The sequence below is a fragment of the Acinetobacter legionensis genome, from assembly GCF_057165765.1.
The window spans coordinates 3044695-3069322 of record NZ_CM169896.1; the positions used below are offsets into that span (position 1 = coordinate 3044695).

16 protein-coding genes and 2 pseudogenes are annotated in these 24628 nt (G+C 36.3%); 7 read left to right on the forward strand and 11 right to left on the reverse strand.

Going from position 1 to position 24628, the window contains the following annotated elements; all coding sequences use genetic code 11:
* Nucleotide 1: 1 nt before the first annotated feature.
* Nucleotides 2-1726, reverse strand: a complete 1725-nt coding sequence (gene kdpA, locus AC2G3J_RS13930; RefSeq protein ID WP_419820699.1) for a potassium-transporting ATPase subunit KdpA — start codon at nucleotides 1724-1726, stop codon at nucleotides 2-4.
* Between the two features lie 307 nt (nucleotides 1727-2033).
* Here kdpA and AC2G3J_RS13935 point away from each other — a divergent pair, with 307 nt between their 5' ends.
* On the forward strand, nucleotides 2034-2834 hold the full coding sequence (locus AC2G3J_RS13935) for an undecaprenyl-diphosphate phosphatase (protein ID WP_419361035.1): 801 nt from the start codon (nucleotides 2034-2036) through the stop codon (nucleotides 2832-2834).
* A gap of 408 nt (nucleotides 2835-3242) precedes the next feature.
* Here the strand turns inward: AC2G3J_RS13935 and hfq are convergent.
* A pseudogene (gene hfq, locus AC2G3J_RS13940) lies at nucleotides 3243-3455 on the reverse strand (RNA chaperone Hfq); the annotation flags it as partial.
* A gap of 285 nt (nucleotides 3456-3740) precedes the next feature.
* Nucleotides 3741-3935 carry a hypothetical protein gene (locus AC2G3J_RS13945; RefSeq protein ID WP_336953938.1) on the reverse strand — a complete coding sequence of 65 codons (195 nt, stop codon included), beginning with the start codon at nucleotides 3933-3935 and terminating at the stop codon, nucleotides 3741-3743.
* 150 nt (nucleotides 3936-4085) lie between these two features.
* On the opposite strand from AC2G3J_RS13945, the gene AC2G3J_RS13950 reads away from it, so the two are divergent.
* The 4 genes from AC2G3J_RS13950 (at nucleotide 4086) to cueR (ending at nucleotide 9577) form a co-directional block, all read left to right on the forward strand.
* A complete protein-coding gene (locus AC2G3J_RS13950) occupies nucleotides 4086-4769 on the forward strand; it encodes a heavy metal response regulator transcription factor (protein WP_483770145.1) in 684 nt (227 codons plus the stop codon).
* Nucleotides 4759-6144: a heavy metal sensor histidine kinase gene (locus AC2G3J_RS13955; RefSeq protein ID WP_483770146.1), complete on the forward strand. Its 1386-nt coding sequence runs from the start codon at nucleotides 4759-4761 to the stop codon at nucleotides 6142-6144. The genes AC2G3J_RS13950 and AC2G3J_RS13955 overlap by 11 nt, the downstream gene beginning before the upstream one ends.
* A 456-nt stretch (nucleotides 6145-6600) precedes the next feature.
* Nucleotides 6601-9084 (forward strand): heavy metal translocating P-type ATPase, encoded by a 2484-nt coding sequence (locus AC2G3J_RS13960; protein WP_483770147.1) that lies wholly within the window; start codon nucleotides 6601-6603, stop codon nucleotides 9082-9084.
* Nucleotides 9085-9106: 22 nt separating this feature from the next.
* A complete protein-coding gene (cueR, locus tag AC2G3J_RS13965; RefSeq protein ID WP_336953942.1) occupies nucleotides 9107-9577 on the forward strand; it encodes a Cu(I)-responsive transcriptional regulator in 471 nt (156 codons plus the stop codon).
* A 71-nt stretch (nucleotides 9578-9648) separates the two neighbouring features.
* Here cueR and AC2G3J_RS13970 read toward each other — a convergent pair whose 3' ends face one another.
* A complete protein-coding gene (locus tag AC2G3J_RS13970) occupies nucleotides 9649-9837 on the reverse strand; it encodes a heavy-metal-associated domain-containing protein (protein ID WP_483770148.1) in 189 nt (62 codons plus the stop codon).
* 1798 nt (nucleotides 9838-11635) lie between these two features.
* Here AC2G3J_RS13970 and AC2G3J_RS13975 point away from each other — a divergent pair.
* Nucleotides 11636-12556: a LysR family transcriptional regulator gene (locus AC2G3J_RS13975; RefSeq protein ID WP_483770149.1), complete on the forward strand. Its 921-nt coding sequence runs from the start codon at nucleotides 11636-11638 to the stop codon at nucleotides 12554-12556.
* A 518-nt stretch (nucleotides 12557-13074) separates the two neighbouring features.
* Nucleotides 13075-13950: a LysR family transcriptional regulator gene (locus AC2G3J_RS13980; RefSeq protein ID WP_419360890.1), complete on the forward strand. Its 876-nt coding sequence runs from the start codon at nucleotides 13075-13077 to the stop codon at nucleotides 13948-13950.
* Nucleotides 13951-14088: 138 nt separating this feature from the next.
* On the opposite strand, the gene AC2G3J_RS13985 is transcribed toward AC2G3J_RS13980, so the two are convergent.
* The 7 genes and pseudogenes from AC2G3J_RS13985 to AC2G3J_RS14015 form a co-directional block, all read right to left on the reverse strand.
* Nucleotides 14089-15246, reverse strand: coding sequence for a fimbrial protein (locus AC2G3J_RS13985; protein ID WP_483770150.1), 1158 nt, complete (start codon nucleotides 15244-15246; stop codon nucleotides 14089-14091).
* 3 nt (nucleotides 15247-15249) lie between these two features.
* Nucleotides 15250-17829: a fimbria/pilus outer membrane usher protein gene (locus AC2G3J_RS13990; protein ID WP_483770151.1), complete on the reverse strand. Its 2580-nt coding sequence runs from the start codon at nucleotides 17827-17829 to the stop codon at nucleotides 15250-15252.
* 120 nt (nucleotides 17830-17949) lie between these two features.
* Nucleotides 17950-18660 (reverse strand): fimbrial biogenesis chaperone, encoded by a 711-nt coding sequence (locus AC2G3J_RS13995; RefSeq protein ID WP_483770152.1) that lies wholly within the window; start codon nucleotides 18658-18660, stop codon nucleotides 17950-17952.
* A 31-nt stretch (nucleotides 18661-18691) separates the two neighbouring features.
* The gene (locus tag AC2G3J_RS14000; RefSeq protein WP_419360894.1) at nucleotides 18692-19303 is read right to left on the reverse strand and encodes a fimbrial protein; all 612 of its coding nucleotides are present in this window, start codon (nucleotides 19301-19303) and stop codon (nucleotides 18692-18694) included.
* 875 nt (nucleotides 19304-20178) lie between these two features.
* Nucleotides 20179-20429 (reverse strand): annotated as a pseudogene (locus tag AC2G3J_RS14005) (transposase); the annotation flags it as partial.
* Nucleotides 20430-20846: 417 nt separating this feature from the next.
* The gene (locus AC2G3J_RS14010) at nucleotides 20847-23270 is read right to left on the reverse strand and encodes a glucose/quinate/shikimate family membrane-bound PQQ-dependent dehydrogenase (RefSeq protein WP_483770153.1); all 2424 of its coding nucleotides are present in this window, start codon (nucleotides 23268-23270) and stop codon (nucleotides 20847-20849) included.
* Between the two features lie 16 nt (nucleotides 23271-23286).
* Nucleotides 23287-24612 (reverse strand): carbohydrate porin, encoded by a 1326-nt coding sequence (locus AC2G3J_RS14015; RefSeq protein ID WP_483770154.1) that lies wholly within the window; start codon nucleotides 24610-24612, stop codon nucleotides 23287-23289.
* Nucleotides 24613-24628 lie beyond the last annotated feature (16 nt).

Consider the following 24628-nt stretch of genomic DNA (forward strand, 5'->3'; position numbering starts at 1 on the left):
CTTAGCCTTGTACCAATAACAGCTGATCAGCAATAGGCCCTAAAACAAGGACTGGCATAAATTGTAATAAAGTCAACATCACCACAATTGCGATCAGAGTGAAGGCAAAAGTTGGGGTTTCCACTTTTAAACTACCACTGCTTTCAGGAGCTTGACGCTTTGCAGCTAAACGAGCAGCAATCATTAGCGGGATGATCAATGTTGGGAAACGTCCAAGCAGCAAAGCAATGACACAGCTAACATTCCACCACACTGTATTGTCAGCTAAACCTTCGAAACCGGAACCATTATTGGCAAAAGCCGAAACATACTCATACAAGACTTGGGAAATGGCATGATATTGCGGATTGCTATTACCTGTAAGCTCAGGGAAAAACAAAGCAATTGAGCTTAAACCCAGAATCGTAATCGGCTGAATTAAGATCACCACAGCAAGTAATTTGATTTCACCTGCTTCAATTTTGCGTCCAAATAATTCCGGCGTACGTCCTGTCATCAACCCAGCAATAAATACAGCCAAAAACAAATAGATCATAAATTGTTGTAAACCACAGCCAATCCCACCCCAGATCGCATTGATTAGCATATTTGCAAGCGCAACTAAACCAGTTAAGGGAGATGCAGAATCATGCATCATATTGACTGAACCGTTGTTGACCTGTGTAGTTAATGCTGCCCACAGCGCAGAAGATGCTTCACCAAAACGTACCTCCTTGCCTTCCATGGCATAAATTTGCATTGCTGAAGATGAAAGGCTTTCAGACCAGATTGCCGTTGTGGCGGAAATCACTGACATCAGCAACATCGAGCCAAAAACAAAGCCAGCAAATTTTGCCCGTTTGGTTAAAAATCCCAACATAAAAATCACGGCGATAGGAATAAGTAAAATCGCAATCATTTCTAAGAAATTTGAAAATGGGGTTGGATTCTCTAATGGCACACTACTGTTAGGCCCATACCAACCACCACCATTACTGCCCAATTGCTTAATCGCAACCATTGGTGCAACTGGACCAAGTGGAATTTTTTGAGTTTTTAATTCAGCGGCTTGGTCAATGACTTGAACTTCTGGGCCACCTTGAAAGGTTGATGGCACACCTTGGCTATTCAGTAATAATGACCAAATCATGCATAACGGAATTAAAAACCGAAAGGTTGGGCGAATCACGTCGGCCCAATAATTACCCACATTGATTTTTTTAACTTTATTTTCAAAGCTTAGATTTTGATCTGATTCTGATAAAGTATTTGATTGAGGATAAAACAAAGCACGTACCGTTGCCACCACCATTGCCAAACCCATCATTGGAGTAATGATTTGCAACCCAACAATTCCAACCATCTGTGATAAATATGACAGTTGTGCCTGACCTGAATAATGTTGTTGGTTGGTATTGGTCAGAAATGAAATCATGGTATGTAGTGCTAAATCCCATGACATATTGGGTGCATTATTTGGATTGAGTGGCAAACTTGCTTGGCACATAAACAGTACCCAAGTCACCAATCCAATCACAATACAACTCATCACAAAGCTGAGTGAATAGGTCTTTGCATTCATGCCCTGTTTAGGATTTGTGCCAAAAACACGATAAATTGGCTTTTCAATCCAGCTAAACACTGGATCAATTTTCATGTCTTTATTTTGCATGATACAGGCAAGATATTTCCCTAAAGGAAAAGCCAAAAGCACCACAATCACCAAGACTAAAATCAACTCTAACATGACATTCCCCCCCAACTTGAATGACTCAAATTAAAAATGTCGATATTGCAATGATTTATATGTTTTTGAAGTAAGCATAATTTTGGATGCTGTACTTGTTGATGCGCTATAAATTTAGCACTCATCTTTTTTCATCCTAAACACTGGGATATTCCACGACTCAGTATCTAAAAATTCCCCGTAAACTCTCTATTTACAGTCAGATCAGCCGCGTAAAAATTTCGTAAAATTTTGTCTTTTTTCATTTATAAACAGCCCTAAATACATTACAAAGGTTCAAATTTTAAAACGCTTGTTTATTTCATTTATGGAAAATTTTGAACTGCTTAAAGCTTTATTTTTGGGGTTAATCGAAGGTTTAACTGAATTTTTACCGATTTCCAGTACAGGTCATCTGATCTTATTTGGTCATTTAATTGATTTTCATTCAGATTCTGGACGCGTGTTTGAGGTTGTGATCCAATTGGGTGCAATCTTAGCGGTATGTTGGCTTTACCGACAAAAAATCATTGAGTTAATTCGAGGTTTTTTCTCAGGGGATGTTCAGGCTAGACGTTTCGCAATTAATGTTTTGGTTGCTTTCATTCCTGCTGTGGTGATTGGTGTGTTAGCGGTCGATTTTATTAAACAGGTTCTATTTAGTCCTTTGGTTGTAGCCTTTGCTTTAATCATTGGTGGTTTAATTATTTTTGCTGTGGAAGCGAGAAAGTTTGAACCCAAAACTATAGAAGCCACTGACATTACCTTGAAACAAGCTATTCTGGTTGGATTTGCTCAATGTCTTGCTATGATTCCAGGAACCTCACGTTCAGGCGCAACCATTATTGGCGGAATGTTGTCTGGTTTATCACGTAAAGCGGCAACTGAATTTTCTTTTTTCCTTGCGATGCCAACCATGTTAGGTGCTGCAACCTATGATTTGATTCGAAATGCAGACGTTTTAACTTCAGACAATCTCATCAATATTTCGGTGGGTTTTATTGCAGCATTTATTGCAGCATTATTAGTGGTCAAAGCTTTAGTGAAGTTTGTTGAAAAACACACCTTGAGAGTGTTCGCGTGGTATCGTGTGGTGTTGGGTATCATTTTGCTGTTGGTATTTTTATAAAATCTCATCGATGCTGAATAAGCGCTCGTTGAGAGATCTTGTTATTTTATCCTGTTGCCCTACATTTAGCGTGGGGCTTTTTTTAAGTTGTTTTTCTCATTTTTTATGTGGTTTCTTTTTTGCTTTTCTCATTAAGTGTATGAAAAGAAAATCCACAATGTACAGATCAATAATTGCATAGCTCAATGCTATATCTTAAATCTTAATTTTCATACAACTTATATCCAGTCTAAATTTATAATTTGCTTTTTTTCATCTTTTGAAAAATTCTTTAACTGGTATTTCGTCATTAAAGCCATCTTGATAACCATAATCAATTTGGCTCTAGCTATCTTGAGTACCAGCGTCATATGAATTGTTGAAATTATTTTGATCATCGAATCTTGCAAGAAAAACATTAACATTTACACGAATATTCCGTGTAGGCATTATGCTAGAAATTGAATGTTTATATATGATTTGTTCTTGACCTACGCTGTTTCTTAACATCAATACATAGGAATCAAAAGACTCAATATATCCTTGCAATTTAATTCCATTCACAAGAAAAATAAAAACTGCAATACGTTTTTTTCTTAAAATATTTAAGAACGGATCTTGTAAAGTTTGAATATGAGACATATAAAACTCCAAAAAATTTTAAACACTTAAAAGACTGTTATTTTTAGATAAATTTTTCATTAAACGCATCCTGCAAATTATGCTTTGTTTGACGATGATAAGGTCTCACCTCTCTTATTTATGCTTCAATTTTCAAAACAAAGTTTTATTAAAATTATCGAATAGGTGTAGCTAACCTCTCATATTTGCATGATTCATCCTCATCGTCGAAGAGTCCATTTAAGCATTGTCGTTGGATGAATTTTTGCCATCGTGGATAAGTGAACGTGCTGGTGTTGTGTATGTTCATTGGTTGAGGCTTCGACTGGGTAGTACATTACACCGCTTTATTAAACACTGCTTTTGGATTGTTTGTGTTGCATGAATATTCGTATTTTCATTGAGCGCCATTTTAGAAACATCCGCCCAAGATTGCTGAGCAACAATTGAAGTACCAACAAAGATAAACAACGTGGAACTGATGTACAAAATTGTGCGCATTTATTTCTCCGAGATTGAGAGACACTTATTAAGAGAGTAAATCGAAGAGTTGATCATCTAGATGACCTGAAAATGACATTTTTGTAATCAATATCCAACTTATGTTTTATCACGCTATTATGTTTCTAAAAGGTATTTTAGGACACTAAAATGAGAATCTTATTAATAGAAGATGAGCAAAAAACAGGTGATTACCTTAAACAAGGCTTATCTGAAGCGGGTTATATAACTGATTGGGTCACTGATGGGCTCACGGGTAAACAATATGCACTTACTGAGGAATACGATGTCATTATAATGGATGTAATGTTACCCGGAATGGATGGATGGCATATTATTGAAGCTGTACGTAAAAGCGGGAAAAACATGCCCATTTTATTTTTGACAGCTCGGGATCAAATCGAAGATCGAGTAAAAGGTTTAGATTTGGGCGCAGATGACTATCTGGTTAAGCCATTTGCTTTTGCCGAACTCCTTGCAAGAATAAAAAGCTTACTCCGCCGAGGACAGCAAAGAGAAGACCATAACTTAATCAGTATTGCCAATCTCGAACTTGATATCAGAAAACGCCGTGTTACTCGCGCAGGACAACGAATTGATCTAACGGCAAAAGAATTTGCGCTGATGGAATTATTTATGCGTAGACGTGGAGAAATTCTGCCGAGAGCGCTGATTGCATCGCAAGTCTGGGATATGAACTTTGACAGTGACACCAATGTAGTCGAAGTCGCAATTAAACGTTTAAGAAATAAAATTGATAGTAACTTTACACCTAAACTGATTCAAAATATTCGGGGAATGGGGTATGTTCTAGAGATCGAAGATGAGGCTTAAAGTCTTCAATGCGATCAGTTTTCGAATCGCGATTCTTTTTTCTCTCTCAACGGTCACCATCTTGATCATCATGGGCTTCGTGATACTTCTTGGTGTCTCGCAGCACTTCGAAAGTGAGGATCGAGTGCTACTTGAGGGAAAAATTCAGTCTATACAAAATCTCTTAAAACAAAACCCAACCAACACATCTAAACTTAATGCCTTATTAAAAGATTCTCTTATTGGGCATGATAATCTGATTGTTCAAATTGAACGACCTGTAAATCAAATTGTATTCAATTCCGCACAAATTGTCCTCACGCCACACGGTACTACCGACCAAAATCAATGGTTAAAATGGGAAGTACAAAATAAAAACTATCGTGGGCTGGCCTATCAAAATATTTTTGAAGATGATAAAGATGCACAATCTACACAAATTATTGTTGCGATTGATACATCAGAACATATATCTTTTTTAAAAGCATTCAAACGCCAGCTATTCTATATTTGTTTAATTGGCGCACTATGTTTAATGTTTTTAGGATGGTTTGCTGTTTGGCGAGGATTACGCCCGATCAAAAAAATAGCACAAGTTGCCGAAGGGATTTCAGCCCAGCATTTATCTGAGCGTTTAGAAGTTGAGAATACTCCAACAGAATTAAAACCACTAACCATCGCCTTTAATGAAATGCTGGACCGTTTAGAGTCGGCTTTAGAAAAACTTTCAGACTTTTCATCCGATCTTGCGCACGAAATTCGCACTCCAATCAACAACTTAATGACTCAAACCCAAGTATGTCTATCTCGCAGTCGTGATATAGAGGCCTATAAAGAAGTCTTATTTTCTAACTTAGAGGAATGTGAACATCTGGCAAGAGTCGTTTCAGATATGCTGTTTTTGGCTAAAGCAGAAAATGGTCTTAGTCTTAAAAACTTACAAACAATTAACTTGTATGAAGAATTTGATAAATTATTTGAATTTTATGATGCTTTCGCAGCACAAAAGAATATCACATTTCACCTTTTCGGTAATGGAAAAGTAAATGCAAATATTACTATGCTACGCCGTGCGCTCAGTAATTTAATATCTAATGCGATTAAATATGGCAAGCCAAACTCGGTCATTCAAATTAAATGCCAGCAAACAGCAGATTACAATAGTTTTTCAATTGAAAATGAAGGCTCAACCTTGTCAGCTGAACAGTTGTCTCGATTATTTGACCGTTTCTATCGAACTGATGCATCTCGACAACGCATGGAAGATGGGACAGGTCTAGGGCTTGCTATCACCAAGTCGATCCTGACACTTCATGGTGCAACTATCCAAGCTGAATCACGAGATGGTTTAGTAATTTTTACGGTTATTTTTAAAAAACAAGATCTTTCAACATGATACGTAAGGAAAAAGACTCATAAATAAAATGAAATTAGAAATAAATAAACCTTAACAACAATAAAGGGAGCAAAAACCCTCTATTGAGTGAGAATTACATCGTGTACTTTCGCCGAACGGTGATAGCCAATATCACTTCATGATAAAACGACTATGCGTGATTATACAAAGCAAAAAACAGGTTAATTTATATGCTTGTCATTATCAGGATTAATCTAAAATGATGATTTTTGACTCACGCAAGAGGCCTAATAGATAAAACAATAATGAACTATGATTAAGAATAAAGGGTTAAAGGTGAATTATGTTCAGAAGAATATCGTCTTAGGATAGGTTTGCAAACCAAATTTATAATTGCAACAATATTTTATAAAAAATTGAACTGTTTTACTTGACCTTAACATTATGTAAGAGTTTAGGATTTAGATCATGATATAAGACTTATAGGTGTGACTTATGGAAAATAGATCAACTGATCGTGTTTCCGGTTTAAAAAGTAGTTTACAAATCAAGGGAATGAGCTGTGCTAGTTGTGTAAGTCGAATAGAAACAGCACTTAAAAAAGTCAATGGTGTAACCAATGCATCGGTTAATCTAGCCACTGAACGTGCCGATATCACCTCCAATACTCCTATCGACCGTGATGCCTTGATCAAAGCCGTTGAACATGCTGGATATGAAGTGGCTAATGTAACCACAGAGTTGTCAATTGATGGCATGACCTGCGCCTCATGTGTCAGCCGGGTTGAGAAAGCTCTTAAAAATGTACCCGGCGTAAAAGAGGCCAATGTCAATCTTGCCACTGAACGTGCCACCATTTTCGGAACAACCAATGTAGCAGCATTAATCTCAGCCGTGGATAAGGCAGGTTATGATGCGAAAGAAATTCAAACGGCTATTCCAAATCAAGCAGAACACTTAGAAAAAAAAGATCAAGAACGCGCTGAATTAAAGCGTGATCTGACACTTGCTACTATCTTTGCCTTACCTGTTTTTATATTAGAAATGGGTTCGCATCTTATTCCGGGCATGCATCATCTAATTGCTCAGACGATTGGTGTACAAAATAGTTGGTATTTACAATTTATTCTCACCACATTGGTTCTAGTAATTCCTGGACGAAGATTTTATATACATGGTTTACCTGCTTTATTACGTTTAGCACCAGATATGAACTCTTTGGTTGCAGTTGGAACATTGGCTGCTTATTTATTTTCAATTGTCGCAACATTTATACCAAACGTCTTACCTGCTGGTACAGTGAACGTTTATTATGAAGCTGCTGCTGTGATTGTGGCTTTAATCCTATTAGGTCGTTTTCTTGAAGCCAAAGCCAAAGGTCGAACGTCAGAAGCCATTCAGCGTTTAGTCAGCCTACAAGCCAAAGTTGCTCACGTTTCTCGTCACAACCAAATCATCGACATACCGATTGATGAAGTTGTTGCTGGTGACTTTATCATTGTAAAACCAGGTGAGCGTGTTCCCGTTGATGGACGAGTCATTGAAGGCAGAAGCTTTGTTGATGAATCTATGATTACTGGTGAGCCTATACCTGTTGAGAAGAACATCGACAGTGATGTAGTCGGTGGTACTATAAATCAAAATGGGACCCTAAGCTTTACCGCAGTTGCGGTCGGTGGCGAAACCATGCTCGCACAAATTATTCGTTTAGTTGAGCAAGCGCAAGGCTCCAAAATGCCAATTCAAGCTGTGGTTGATAAAATCACCTTATGGTTTGTCCCAGCAGTAATGGTGGCTGCTGTACTGACATTCTTGATCTGGTTGATTTTCGGTCCTTCTCCTGCTTTAACCTTCGCTTTAGTGAACGCGGTAGCTGTCCTTATTATTGCTTGTCCTTGTGCCATGGGTCTAGCAACGCCAACCTCGATTATGGTCGGAACAGGTCGTGGTGCAGAGTTAGGGGTATTGTTCCGTAAAGGTGAAGCATTACAGTTACTCAAAAATGCCAAAGTCGTTGCGGTAGACAAAACAGGAACATTGACAGAAGGTCATCCTGTACTCACTGATTTTGAAGTTACTGAATCATTTGAACGTGATTACGTATTGAGTCGAGTTGCAGCTGTTGAATCTCTTTCAGAGCACCCAATTGCGAAAGCCATCGTAGATGCAGCAATCAAAGAAAACCTCACTTTGCCAAAAGTAGAACAATTTGATTCTGTAACTGGTATGGGGGTTTATGCTCAGATCAATGAAAATGAAGATATTCATATTGGTGCAGACCGCTATATGTTGCAACTCAATATTGATATCTTACCATTTACCAATGCAGCTCAACGTTTGGGTGACGAAGGTAAATCACCATTATATGTTGCAATTCAAGGCAAACTCGCAGCAATTATTGCTGTTGCAGACCCAATTAAATCTACAACACCATCTGCGATTAAAGCGTTGCATCAACTCGGTCTAAAAGTGGCAATGGTTACGGGAGATAATGCGCGTACAGCACAAGCTATTGCTCAGCAATTAGGTATTGATGAAGTCATTGCCGAAGTACTCCCTCAAGGCAAAGTAAAAGCAGTTCAAACATTGAAAGCAAAATATGGCAATATTGCATTTGTCGGTGATGGTATCAATGATGCGCCTGCTTTGGCTGAAGCAGATGTGGGGCTGGCCATTGGTACAGGTACGGATGTTGCAATTGAGTCGGCAGATGTTGTGCTGATGTCAGGTAATTTACAAGGTGTCGCTAACGCAATTGCCTTATCAAAAGCAACCATCGGCAATATTCAGCAGAATTTGTTCTGGGCGTTTGCTTACAATACCCTGCTGATTCCAGTGGCTGCTGGATTATTGTACCCTGCTTATGGCATTCTGCTTTCTCCGATATTTGCAGCAGGCGCAATGGCCTTATCCAGTGTATTTGTTTTGGCGAATGCCTTACGTTTACGTCGCTTTCAACCCGCTTCTACTTTCGAGTAGAAGCTTGTAGAGAGAAATCTTAATGAATATTGGAAAACTGTCTCAAAGTGTGGGGATATCAGCCAAAATGATTCGATATTATGAACAAATTGGTCTTATTCCTATAGTGGGTCGAAGTAATGCAGGTTACCGCTCATATACAACTCAGGATGCTGAACGCTTAAAATTCATTCGAAGTTCAAGATCGCTTGGATTTTCAGTTGCAGAAATCGCAGATCTGCTGGATTTATGGAACAATAAGAATCGACAAAGCGCAGATGTCAAACAAATGGCACTCTCACATATCGAGAAGTTAGAAATTCGGATTCAAGAACTACAGAAAATGACCAACACTTTACAAGATTTGATTAATTGTTGTGCTGGTGATGAACGACCGAATTGTCCTATTCTCGATGGATTGCAACAGCAAAAAATTGCATTAGAAGAAACCTATCATCAAAATGATTCTTTATCTTTTTCACCCCTTGCTCAACAAAAAGTAAAAAAAGATTGAATGCTTAGCTCTAAGAATGACTACTCAAATAAAAAAGCGACCCATTTGGTCGCTTTTTTATCATATAGCCTTCAGCGTGGGGGATAACCCACTGCGGTTAAGTTGTCTCTTAAATCATCTTCAGAAACACTGGTTTTCACTTTGAGGCTGCGACTAGGTGGATCTGCGATAACTTCCGCCTTAGTATCTAAAGACTGAATTGCTTTAGTGATACGACGCGCGCAAGCACCACAAGTCATGTTTGCGATATAAAATTCCATGCTAGACTCCTACATTAAATGGTAACGCCATGATAAAAGTTTCCATAATTGTAAGGTCAAGCAATTCCGTATCTTATTTTATAGTCTATTTGGGACATTTCTTTTAGCTACAACAATTATACTCATTCCCCTGTTGCATCATATACATGTTCAGCAAAAACATCGTTTGTATTACGCTTAATTTACAGCGGTTTAAGCTAATATTTTATATCCCTAAAGTAGTACTGCTTTGTCTAGCTATAACTAAACACATTAATCCCTAACAAATGCAACTTTAACCAACGCCTTAGTTATCAATTTCATTCTAGACTCCTAATCAAGATTAATCCGTAGAAAGCTTCTTGCTCGAAAAGTTCGAGCTGTAGGTTGGTTATCTGTTGCAACGATAGGTCAATGTTAAACTAAGCTTACAATCATAATATTTATTGAAATGCTGTTTGAAATATTCAATTGCAAACGTGCATTTGCATCTAAACAGGCTATATGTTTGAAATTTACTGGCTAAGCAAATACACAACTTGAAATCACCAAGCTGCTATTAAAATGGGCTATGCCGACAAATACATAATTGTCTGCATAGCTATTCATAGACCAAAACATACCCACTACACAGATAATTATTTACTCATAGGAAATCAACACATTTTTATGATAAATCCAAATTAAAATTTTAATTTATCTTGAGTTATCACTGATCTCAAAGTTACATCATCATTAGCTTTACAGACTGTAGAAACACCTATTGTTATAAGGCGCTGTCATGTATTTGTACCCTCATTGAGTGCTTTTCAGTAGAATGATTACTCCCCTCAACAGTTAAAATTTTAGAATCAGGATCAGAGATTTCTATACCCGCATTTGTTGTAGCAGATCCATTACCAACATCACCATTTACTGCCAAGCATTTACTGTTTGTACTTACTATTCAACCAATGAATGCAAAAGAAATACCGCTAGTTATATTTAAAGCATCACAATCAAGCAATTAAATATTGAATGATATAGCCGTTAATTTTTCAATATCAGTCGCTAAACTCGTTGTACAGTGCGGATTTAAATCAATAACTTGATCCTCATTATCAACACTTAGCCTATAAGCTACATTGAGTAATGTCATGTTGAAAGTAACGTATTCCGCCATTAATAATCACAATAAAAAATCTAATTTTCATCGCAAGACCGTCATAAAAAGTTATGGTTTATGTTAACTTCAATACATCTTTCTAATTTAGTCATTTATAAAAATAAATAGTTACGATGAATCAATTTTAATTTCATAAATCATCAAGAATAAAATTCAACCACATTAAAATAAAAAAATAGTAAGATCATTCAAATAAATAAATTACTTCACCCCATCACAAAAACCATCAATATTTCAAACTACTTTTGAACCACATTAATCAATAAAAATAAATTATAAAATTTAAGAAACCCAAAAAAACAATTTAAAAAATAAAAAAATTTTTACAATATTTAGATTACATTTCACACTTCCACAACTATTTAAATAATTCATGTTAAAATGAAAGATTTACTAAAAACCTCACTTACAATTCAAAAAATATGAAAAATTTATTCGCATAATATAAAATTTAAAATTTCTTAAAAAAATTATAATTTTAGTAAATGTTTTGGATTAGATTTATCAAAAAATTATCCATTACTTTTTATCACAACTACACATGATTAATTATCAAATTATTTTTATTGCTAAGTATATCTTCACTATATATTATTTAAGATCGGTCTTAGTGATCACAATCAAGCTTATTTAATTTAAATATGAGAAACTTTTATGCTAAAAAAAAGAATTTCCTTAAATTCTTTTAAGTTTTTTTATTATGCAGCAATTTACGAAAGTTTAACAATTGCTTCAAAAAAGTTGAATGTTACTCATGGTGCAGTCAGTCGTCAAATTAAGAATTTAGAAGATAATTTAAATACGGTGCTTTTTATACGCAAAGGGAAAAAGATTGAAATCACCAATGAAGGTTTATTATTACTTAACTGTTGCCAAAATATTTTTCATGAAATAGATAAATGCCTCATCAAACTAAACAATAGAGATACAGAATTAAATGATCTGGTTATTTCATGTGAATCCACGCTGTGTATGAAGTGGCTAATCCCTCGTTTAAAAAGCTTCAATAATCTAGATAAATCATTTAAAATCAAAATTATAACCAATAACAAATTATACGATTTAAATACTACTGATATCACAATTTGTCGAGATGATTTTCATTGGAAAGAACATATTTATAGCATTAAATTGGTCAATGAAATAATGTTCTTTATTCAAAATCCTAATCATATTGGAGATAATTTATTAATTTCTTCATCAAGACCAAAGTTTTGGGGAAGTTTGCTAAAAATGAATCAAATTAAAGATAGAATAAATCATCTCAAATATAAACAACTTGACCATTTTTATTTATGTATCGAAGCATGCTTATCTGGTTTAGGAGTAACTTTTGCTTCCGGCTTTATGATCGAAAATGAATTAAAGCATAATAAACTTCAACCTATTATTGCACCATTTTATGATAATTCATCTTATTATCTTCTATCTTCCTCTCCATTTGAAGAAGATTATCGCAAAATTGTATTTAAAAATTGGCTCATTGAGGAATTACATAAAACTCAACAATACTTGGAAAAATATATTCATTCATATGACTTTAATAATGTTATAGAACACTCCAAAAAAAAATAATGAAAATTTATTTTTTCTGATTTCAAATCAAGCACAATATACTAAAAGAGGAACCAAATGTTTAAACCAGAAATATCATTTAAAACAAGAAAATGGACCTGAAAACACTGCGGTTTATTAAAAAGCATATCAAAGTTGCAAATCAAAGCCGGAACAGAAGTCTTTTTCAATATTAGGTTTTTCAACAAGAATTTTGATAATACATTAAAAACAATAAGTGGAACTACTTTAGACCGACAGAATAATTTTCTCACTATTATAGACAAAAAAAATCAAGATATCTATTTTATTGATCAAGCTGAAGTTCAATTAAAATATTTACCTGCACTATTTTTATATAACATGTATGGAAAATGTGTATGTTATAGCAAAAATTGAGTTAATTTTATTTTACTTTCTTAACACGCAAATATATTGATAATTATCACATAAAGTAATAATATGAATTAGTTTATGTAATAAAGAATTAATATCTATTTACAACCTTCAATTCAATATGGTTTACCAGGGTTTTTAGTATGATAGAGAGGTTATCACTTAATTCACTAAAGTTTTTTTATTATGTTGCTATCGAAGGAAGTGTCACGATCGCTGCTGAACGATTGTATGTGACACAAAGTGCTGTAAGTCGACAAATTAAAAATTTAGAAGAGTTGTTAAATATTACTTTATTTGAAAGAAAAAATAAGTCTTTGATTCTTACCGCTGAAGGCAAGGTTTTGTTAGATTGCTGTCAAAATGTATTTAATCAACTCGACAATTGTATTATCGGTATTCGCCAACAAAAATATAAAAACAACAACTTAACAGTGTCTTGTGAGGCAACGATTTCAATGAAATGGTTAATTCCAAGAATGATGAAATTTAATGAGTTAGACCTTGGTTTTGGCATCACACTTTTAACTGGTGGTGGTCACTTAGATTTTCAAAATCAAAATATAGACCTTGCCATACGAAGAAATGATTTTGTATGGGCAAATCATCTTTTTAGCGAGAAAATTGCAGATGAATTTATGTTTTTAGTAAATTCCAACCAACAGAACGCCTCTAATTTAATCTTAAGTACCTCAAGACCAAAATTTAAAAACTATTTATTCAAAGCACATCCTGAAATTTCAAAGCTTAATACGATTGAGCTGGACCATTTCTACTTATGTATCGAAGCCTGTTTATCTGGCTTGGGGCAAACTATCGTATCGGGTTTTATGGTTGAACATGAACTGGAACATGATTTTATTCAAGTCGAAAAATATCTAGATTTAGATGATTCAGCATACTACCTACTCTCCTCCACACCGATTGAAGAAGATCATCGAAAAATTGTTTTTAGAGATTGGTTAATTAAAGAAATGCAATGCACCCAACAAAACTTGTTTAATAGATTTAGCTTTTAAAATGGCAAGCAATCTAAATATATATAATATTTTAAATAAATCAGTTTTAAATTAATTTTCCTCTGGAATATCAAAACCTAATATTGAAATATGATTTTCAATATTAAGCCCAATACTTTTTTATTACATAAGTTTAAATTATTTGTAATCTATAAATACTGTCGCTTGGGCTTGTACTAGACCTGGTGTCGCTATGCTTGCTGAACGGAAATATCTCGCTTTTAGCGCTTTGGTAAAAGTGGTCGAAGTAGAGCCTGTGGGTACTATGTAAAAAGAACTTTGGCTACCAATCGCCATTGGTGTGTCAGTCGCATCTCGTAATTGCACATCCACATTACTGCGGTTTGCTAAAGCAGGATGGTTTTTTAAAATACCCTTATTATTTATATTATTTGGTGTATAGCTATCTGTAATCATTGCCAATAATATTTTATTAGGCATTGTAGTCGTACAGTTTATGCTGACATTAAAATTCTTTTCATTGGCAGTTTGATTACTGCTTAATATGCTGGTGGGTACAGTCGCTAAATTTACGATTTGATTCGACATTGTACAAGTCGGGAGTGTAAAGCTCATCCTTAGGTTTACATATACTTCTGTTGTTCCTGTTTTAGGGACCCCACTTGGCTTGATTGTTGATCCATTATAATCATCAAACTTATAGCTGATTGTACCCAAATGAATTTGAACTATAGCATTATTCAAAGCATCAATCACTGCAGCAGAAGGTTTATAAGTCGAAAGTAATTTAAAATTGAATATTGAGGATCTTACAGCAGCAATCGCTGTTCCAGCATTTGTTGATCCTCTAAAATAAGATTCACCTGCAATTGTCACAGGTGTACCTAAACCAGTATTGGGTAAAATATTATAATCAGTATTCATAGATAATATATTTTGAATCATTGGAGGGCTATGATTACCATCATGCAAATTAAAAGAAATTTTTAAATTATTCATTAACCAAATCTTGGCTGCTGCTAAAGCTGTAGGATCTGTAATTGAACCTATAATTTTAATATCGGGTCCAACTGAAAAAGGACTGTTGCCCACCAAATCTGTCCTGCCTGTTATAGCAGCAAATGTAGAACGTACCGCCACAGATGGAGTGCAACTCAGTAACATAGATTCCGAATCTAAACTATTAATGGCCTGATCATAAGGAAAATTACTAATTGTCCCAACCACTCGATTAAAAGTCACTGAACTAGATGTGTTACAGTCCGCAATAGTCGCAAGTACAGACTGTGATAATGTAAATAATAATGGAACAGAGAACCAAAAAAGCTTATTCATAATTTATTTACACTCCACATCAACAATATTGAAGTTCACTGTGGTTTTTTGTTCGAGTTGCTGTTTAGAAATCGGTGCAATCTGACAACTTTCATTTTCACTGCTACCCCAGATCACACGACTGGTATTCATTAATGGCTGTTCTTTGTTAACAATCACTTGATTGCCTGCCCCAAGAATTCCAATTGTATTATTCTCGCTATCTTTAAACTGACTGCCCATTGGCAAATCTTGCCGCTGCGTTGAATGGATACGCAATAGTAAATTACTGGATTTGTTGGCTTTAAATTCAACCAACTGCGAACTGTATTTACGCGGAATTACATCGCTCTGATTGGATTCCAATGTCACGTTTGTAGGTAAATTCTTCGGATCCAAAGTAATGGTATTTTTGCTATAGGCGGAGTTAAATGGGTAGATAGCGTTACCAAAGCGATCGACTTTTACGCCCCATGCATTTTCCACATTGGCACCCTTGCCATTTTTAGCATGGATGATGGTGTATGTTTCTGGCAAGCTGTTAACAGGGGTTAAGCCATAACGATGTCCAACCACTGCACCCAGTGTTGACAATGAGTACTGTATGCTATGTGAATCAGACGAGATCGTTGACCCAACATTCATCATAGGCAAGAGGTAACTAATATTGCCATTATAACGGGTATTGTTCTGTGCATCGGAAACACCTAAACCAAATGTAATCTCATTATTGGCACCTGCTATACCAGACAAACTTGCATTTGAAGTGACTTGATCATTTTCGTTACGCTGTACACTAGAACTTGCATACATCTTCTGTTTACGCCATTCCAGTGGAATCGAGATAGAAAAAAAAGCGGTGGTGCTGCGTTCATGCTCACGATTAGTGTAATCGGTACGGCTTAAGCCAATATTGTAGCTGGCTTTTTTCCAATTATTACCATAACTTAGGTTATATTGGTAATAATCCTGGTTATCATCCCAATAGGTGTTTCTACGCGCACTCAGGTTTATATTTCCCCACCGAGTATCCGCTAAGGATTTAGAAATACTGATGCCGATATTTTCTTTTAAATTATAGTTATATAAAAAGTTATCATATTCACTTTCAGTTAGTATAGTTCGATTACGCTGATAGAGGTGTGAAGAAATACTCATGTAATCACGATTATATTTGGCATAATCTGCATATAAATATAAACTTTGAGGAATCCATGCATAACGATAATTTAAGGCATATTTCGTCCCTTGGTAACTTTTACCAAATAGCTCTGAGTTTGTATGCTCAATGATCGTAGTCACACCACCAATAGGGATATTTAATGCCAACATCCCCAAGCCGCTGGCATAGCCATTACTGATATTTAAACCAGCACCGAGGGTCAAACTATTAGTCAAACCATAATTAAAACTACCTTGGAATAATTTATCATCGGTGATTTCTGTTCGAGTACGATAACGACCACCCGCAACGCTGTAGTTATAACGTCCTTGGCGAACTAAGTCTTGATTACTTTGCAGAGACACAATAAATGTCCTCTTTTCTCCTCCTGTTTCGGTGATTTCAACAGTTAAATCACCGTTTGCAGCATTGAGATCATTAATCTTAAATGCGCCACGTGGGACTGTACGCTCATAAATTTTCTGTGCATTTTGAAATATCCTCACCACCGCATTGGTGTAGGCGAAGTTTTCAATCACAGGTGCATACTGACGATAAGCCCATGGCAACATGTCTTGTTCAGAGCTGATTTGAGCACCGACGATCGGCAAGTTATCCAGACGATACGTCATGGTATTAAATTGCCCCACACTCAAACGTGAGTTTATTGGAGTAATATCGCGGTAGAGAATATTTTGATCTGAATGGTATTGGCCCAAACCTGAGTTTTTTGACTCAAAAGCACCTGAGTGACGATAAAACCAACCCGCTAAATTTAAACCGCCATTTAAGCCTAAATATTTACTTTCTTGATCTTCATCACGATTGTAGTTAAACGCATAGCCAATAAAACCAGAGTTAACACCATTATTAAATAATTTAGGATTGATATAACCTTCTGGACGTTCCTCACGTAAAGCCTGAGGAATAGATAAAGCCAGTTTTAATTCTGCAAGATTAAAATCTTTGTAGGCATCGGCATCCAATGTTTTCATGGTCAAACAGGGTTTATTCGGCAACGTTGCACGGAAGTTATCTTTTAAATCCAAACGATCAAGCAAGTCTGGTGATAAACATAATACTGCCGATTTCTGTCCATCCAAGTGATCAAAATGCACATTTACAGTGTCCAAAGATTCACCATTTACTGACAAATGAACCAAATACTGACCAGGCGCTACAAAGTTTCGAGAGGTGAAACCACTTAAATCTACATTGGTTTGCTCACCAAACAATGAGGCTGCATTAAACGTAGTAAAGTCATTATTACTAGCCGTTAATTCATTATAGTTCTGAGCAATAAGCTGACTATTATCTTGGGTAATTAAATGACCATCTGTATTTGTATCAGCATGAGAAAATTGCACGTCTTCCGCTGAAGTCTGAACAGTAACAGTTGACATCAACATTAAAAAAAGTTCAGACTTTTTAAAATTCAGCATAGTAATAACCTGCTCATCATTACTGTTTTATTGCTAGCGCCCTATAAAAAAGGCAACAGAACTTCAAAGCTATTTTTCAAATTCTTAGTGAAATTATTAAAAAATGTCTTAATAATAAATTTATTGGATTGTTGTTTCGTATGTTTGTAATGTACCTAAATCATTAAGCACCTCGTAAACGATTTTTTTAGTTGAGGTATCCAGTTTAAAATCTTTCAGAATTACATGAGTAAAAGGTGCCAACATAATGGCTTGGTCTGCTGAGCTAAATGCCTGGTTTTTACCACTTTCAATTTGAACCACGGTCAGATAATAAGGTGTTGGATTATTCATACTTACGTTTTGAGCACCTTGATCATATTTAAACTGCACGCTTTGCTGTGCCAAAAATGCTGTCATGGCTAACTCACTAGGTCGGTAAAATAGTTTTATCCGCGTTCTTACTGTAAAAGATAAATAGTTTTTATCTTTCAGTGCTGGATCATCTGGTGGAATATCCATCATATTGAACCAAAAAATAGATTCACGATCCTGCGGTAATTTTTTAATATCCAAAGGAATAACTCGAATAATCTGACCTTTTCGTGCTTCAACTCGAGTCAATGGCGGATTTAGAATAAAAGGAACTTCACTTGCCTTGGGAATCTTTTCTGAATCCCCTTTATCTATCCACACTTGTACAAGTGATGGAGTGTCAAAGGCATTTCGGAGCTGGACATTTACACTTTTGGATTCAGCTGGGAAAATGATGCGAGTACCATCTATTGAGACACCGGCATAAGCAAATGACATCATCAAGTAAATGAATCCAGCAATTTTTAGGTAACGCATTATTTCCCCCTCTAGCAAACAGATTCAAAAATTAATTGTATTGCAACGTATAGTTGACAACTGCAGTCACGTTTTGTCCACTTACAGTTCCTGTCTTGCTCGCATACTGTGCTTTGTAAAGCATGGTGGCGGTACCACTACCATCCGCTGCAAGCCCTGTAATTGCACTTTTAGCTTGGACACCCCAAGGCTCAGAAAGATTAACAGCAATATCTGCATCTGTTAAAATTTGGATATAAACTGGATTTGCTATAGAAGCACCACCTTCTGTTGCTTTATTCACTAATAAAGTTTTATCAGTGGTGTCTAAGTCAGCTGTAGAAATTGGACTCAGGTATAAACCTTTTAGTGCTTTATTTGTTGATGCGTCGCAATTACCTGTACCTGCAGCATTTTTTAACTGTAGGCTAAAGTTTTTTTTCGCTGCAGTCATATTGGCCGCAGTAAAGGTTGACTTAAGTACAGTGTCTAAGGTCAAAACTAAATTTTGACTGCCGTTTACTCCAGATCCAGAGCCCGCTAATGTACAAGTTTCATCAGTTATCATACCGTTAATTGTAATTGTTCCGTCTGCTGCAAAAACACTTGAACATGCTAAACTTAAAGCTAGAGTGCCTAATGCTGGCAATGTTAACTTCTTCATTCAATAAACCTCTTCAACTTTTAAAAAAAATGATAAGACGGTTTTATTATGTCGTGCATATCACGCTTAAAATCGATAGCCACAAAAAATAATACCCCCTACAAAACCACTTTCAATTTATTTTAATCTTCACCTTACACTTATAAATAAAGAACAGTTTAAAATAAAAAAACATCCTAGCAAAAATAAATAAATATCACAATATCTATTATTTCAATTACTTATCACGCAAATAAAAATTAAGAATCATGATTATTTTATTTATTTACCTTAAATAATTCATAAAACAAAATAATATAAATCAAATAATTTTTCACAATTAAAAATGCTATTTTTATTATATAAAAATACAAACACAGATATTCTAAAATTTATCCTTAAACCAAATATAACAATATCACCCACCTCAATAACACTCAAAACATATGATTAAGCCAAATCACCCAAGATACATTTAAATTAAAAATCAAAATTTATTAATAAAATTCACTCATACTTTCCATTTATTTTAAGTTAAATATTGCTGAATTTTAATAAAAATCCTTCATTAAAATTAATTATCACAGATAAAAAAGACTAATTAAATTGCTATACATTATTATAATTTTCTCGAATTCCTTATAAATTTATGCTTCTAATGATTACTTATTTTAAAAATAAGCTTGGTATTCACTTATTTTTTATGAGCATTTAATGATCAAATGCTCTTTTTTAATGAAAAAAATCTCATTCATATTAAAAATAAGACTTAAATACAGAAATAAACGCTGTTTGAAATATTAGAAACTATTTTTTTCAAGAATAAAGTATAGAAGTTGCAGTTCTTTGGCTTTGTAATACAGAAATTTTTTCAATGTTGTTGAGCAATCTCATCAGCAAAGAAGAATGAGACTTTGAACAAAGCCGTGACCATACCTAAAGACAGACGGAATAAGGATTTCATCATTAAACAACATTAGATCGCTATATCTGAATAGGTTTGATTTCGACCTTGTTTGCCTTGCGGTTGTTCATACCACTGAGTATTGGGATCAAACCAAATGGCAATATTGCCACGATTAATGAGAGCTTGGTTGTATGAAGACCAATTAAGAGTACTGTAAATTTTAGGGCGAGGCTTATTCATTTGAAAATTATAGTATGGAGTCAACCTTTAGAGATAGGATTGCGCAACAAAGCCTATTGAGTGATCAAAGTTTTCTTTATAGTGTATATTAAATTTTTTTTACAAGAAAATCAGAATTTATTTAAAAAATAAGCGTTATTCGAAATTCGTAAAAAACAAATATTGAAGTTGTATTCTCGGTTTAATTCACTCAGATATCGAGCTTTTTGATGATGTTGTGTAGATAACTCTATTTACATTATCGACAGAGGAAATTGCTAAACTCGGTGTCTGTTGCTTCCAACGATGCTTAAGTCAAAAATTATTATTATTTCGATGAGTATACAAATGTATGTCTAAGCTCTTTAAATTTTAAACCCATAAAAAACTGCAACCGTTGAACGATTGCAGTTTTGTTTTTTAACGTTTTACTGCAGCTTATTTCAAACTATAAGCAATCACATAGTCACCATGATCAGGAGATTGCCGAGCACCGCCGGCAGTGATCATCACATATTGTGTGCCTGTTTTTGGTGAAACATAGCTAATAGGTGTTCCTTGGCTACCGACTGGTAAGCGTGATTTCCACAACTCTTGACCTGACGATGAATCCAGCGCGCGTAAGTAGTAATCTTGCGTTGCGGCAAAGAACACTAAGCCACCTTGTGTTGCCATTGGGCCCCCAATCGTTGGCATACCAATTGGTACCTTTAAGCCCATTTTTATGCCCATTGGTCCAGTATCTTCAACCGTTCCCATTGGAACTTGCCAAGCAATCTGGCGCGTTTTCATATCGATGGCGGTCATAGTACCGTATGGTGGTTTTTGACATGGAATATTTAACTTAGACCAAAAACGATCTTTATTGACTTTATACGGCGTACCTTTCATTGGTACAGCGCCCATGCCTGTATTGACTTTCTCGCCACCACTTGCCTGAATTGCTAAATCTTCAGGTGTCTGCTCAATCAACTGAATCCATAAACCTAAACGCATGTCGTTGACGAACATGTATTGATGACTTGGATCAAAGGCGATACTGCCCCAGTTCATGCCACCTAAAGAGCCTGGGAAGCTTAAAGATTTGTCTTTACCTGGTGCTGTATATAAGCCTTCATAACGCATGGTTTTAAATCCAATACGGCACATTAGTTGGTCAAATGGTGTAGCCCCCCACATATCCGATTCAGTCAAAGTTTGATTACCAATTTGTGGCATTTCAACTGAACGTGGTTGCGTCGGGCTATATTGTTCACCGGGAATATCGGCAGCCTTCACTGACTGTTCGATCACTTTGGTTAAAGGTTTACCTGTTAAGCGATCCAATACAAAGAATTGTCCAGATTTGGTTCCAATCACCACGGCTGGTTGATTAGTCCCATTTTTCGCAGGGAAATCAACCAAACTTGGTTGCATTGGTAAATCAAAATCCCATAAGTCATTATGAACGGTTTGATAAACCCACTTTTCTTTACCTGTGGTTGCATCTAAAGCCAATACAGATGAATTGTATTTATGATCCAAAGGTTGACGATTGCCCCCCCAAACATCCACAGAAGAGCTCCCCATTGGTAAAAATACCGTGTTCATCTTAGGGTCATATGACATTGCAGCCCAAGAGTTTGCTGAACTGCGTTTATAGGTTTCACCTTCTTTTAACACATAGTTTGGATCAGGATTACGTGGATCAAATGCCCAGCGCAATTGACCTGTGATCACATCATAAGCACGAATCACCCCACCTGGCATATCTGCGGCAAGGTTATCTGCAATACGACTACCAACCACAATCACTGTGCCCGCAATAGTCGGAGCGGAGGTCACTTCAAAACGTGGCGCGGTGGTTCCTTCACCCAAACCTTTAAGTAAATCAACCGTCCCATCAACACCAAAATCTTTACAACGTTCACCTGTGTCTGCATTGACCGCAATTAAGCGTCCATCAGGTGTGTTGGTATAAACACGGCGTAAGCAAGCGGTATTGTTTGCCACAGCTTGGACAGGTGTTGCACCCGCCAAAGTCGGTTGACTTAAAGGTTGAGTTGAATCGAAGTAGGCAACCCCACGACATCGTTCCCATGCATCTGATTTCGAGTTGACCTCTGCTTTCCACAGTTGTTTACCCGAATCTGCATCTAAAGCAAAAATATTGTTATGTGGCGTACATAAGAAAATCTTATTACCCACCTGTAACGGGGTCATTTGATCTTCTGCCCCATTACCTGAGCCTGTGGTAAAATCACCAGTACGAAAACGCCACGCTTCTTTTAATTGATGAACATTGTCGCGGGTGATTTGGTCGAGTGCGGCAAAACGACTGCCCCCAGCATCCTGACCATAGTGTTGCCAATTGCTTTGTTTCATATCGGTTTTAACAGGAACTAATGGCAATTCTTGACCTGATGCCGCCACCGTTGGATGCGGTTGGAACATTTGATAAAGTCCAATCAACATACCAAGAACCGTAACTATCCCTAAGCCATACGCAGGTAAGCTTGCACTCGGTTGAAACTGGTAGCGACGAATTGCGGGTAGGCTAAACATCAATGCAGCAAAGAGACCTGCTGGAAACATTAGTCTCGAAAATAAAGGCCAAAACTCCCAACCCGCATCTAGCAATGACCAAATGATGGTTCCCACAAAAACTAAGCTAAATAGCCAGACTCCCAGTGTTTTTTTCTTAAAAATAAAAATGGCTGATGCAAGCGTCAACACACCAGAAATCACGAAATACCATGATCCTCCGAGTGTCACTAATTTTGCACCGCCAACGGTAAAGAATAGCCCTGTCAGTAGCAAAGCCAAACCTAATATAAAACACCATATTTTTAATACGGTATGAGGGCTTGTAGACTTAGTCATAGGTCATACTCCTAGATTAGAAATTCACACGCATGCTCAAACCTGCAACCCATGCATCATCCACTTCTTTTACACCCGCAGGCTGATGGATATATTGTAGGTTCGGTCGTAACATGACCGCAGGTGACCATTGGTAGGTGTAGTTCAATTCAACATTGAGTTCATCACGTTGAACGGGCACATAATCTGCCGCAAACATGTCGTATTGGTCATAGCCACGGCTACTATTGGTTTCAATTTGGCGATTTTTATAACGATCATTGACTATATAGTTTGCTACACCAAATCCAATTGAATCATTTGGACGACTGTCAAAAGGCCCTTTATACCAAAGCGCAAGTTGTTGCGTACTTTGTACTGCGGTTGTGGCTTTATCATTAACAACGGCGTTAAAGCTTAGGAACAAACCATGTTTTGGATCCTGCCCTTTTTGGCTGAGTTGTTGTTGTGCATTAATCCAAAAACTATGTTTGCTATCATGTACCTTTCCAGCGATCGCGATATCATTGGCTTCAGCGGTCGAGTAAAGTGCACCAACTTTATACTCGCCTGCTAAACCATCAAATGCTGCTAGTTTTGGTCTCCATGCCAGTTCTACTGGAATAATGGCACCTTTGACATTATTCATATCCAAGTTAAAACCATCATTTTTGCCAGTTTTAATATTGTCAGGATTCACCTCATAAACACCAACACCCAATGTCCACTCAGGTGCGAATTGGTATTTGACATTGGTTCCCCATAAGCCTACGGGTGAGTTGTACCAAATTGAGCCAATGGATTTGCCAAGTTGCCCACCACAAAGTAATAAGTTTTGGAACTCACATTGTGAACCATTAAAGTCATCTGACATGCCCATACGTCCAACCTTGAATTGAATGGTATTGTCAGCAAAACCTTTTTTTACCCATGCTTGGGTTAAACGCCAAATTTTGCCGCGTCCATAAATTTCTTGTGAATTGCCTAAAGCGCTAGAACGAGGGTCTTTGATACGCTCCAAAGTTAAAGCGTTACCGTCACGTTTGGTAATTAAAATATTGGCGGTGGTGTCTTTCCAGCCTGCAATTTTATTTAAATCAAAGTTTACGCCTAAAGCCAGTTGTGCTGCGTTTTCAAAGCTGTTGTCATCGTTATAGCCACCATCTAAATTGGTCGCAGCTTGACTCATGATCGAAGCGGTAAATTTATAACCATCTTTTTCCAGTTGTTGGCGTTGTCCATTCCAATCGCCCAATAACCATTGGCGATCTTGTGACCAGCCTTGCTCAGCAAAACTGCTCTGAGCCGTACAAACTGCAACTACCAAGCAACTAAGTTTAAGAGATAAAGAATTTGTACTCATATTAAGCATCCTTACT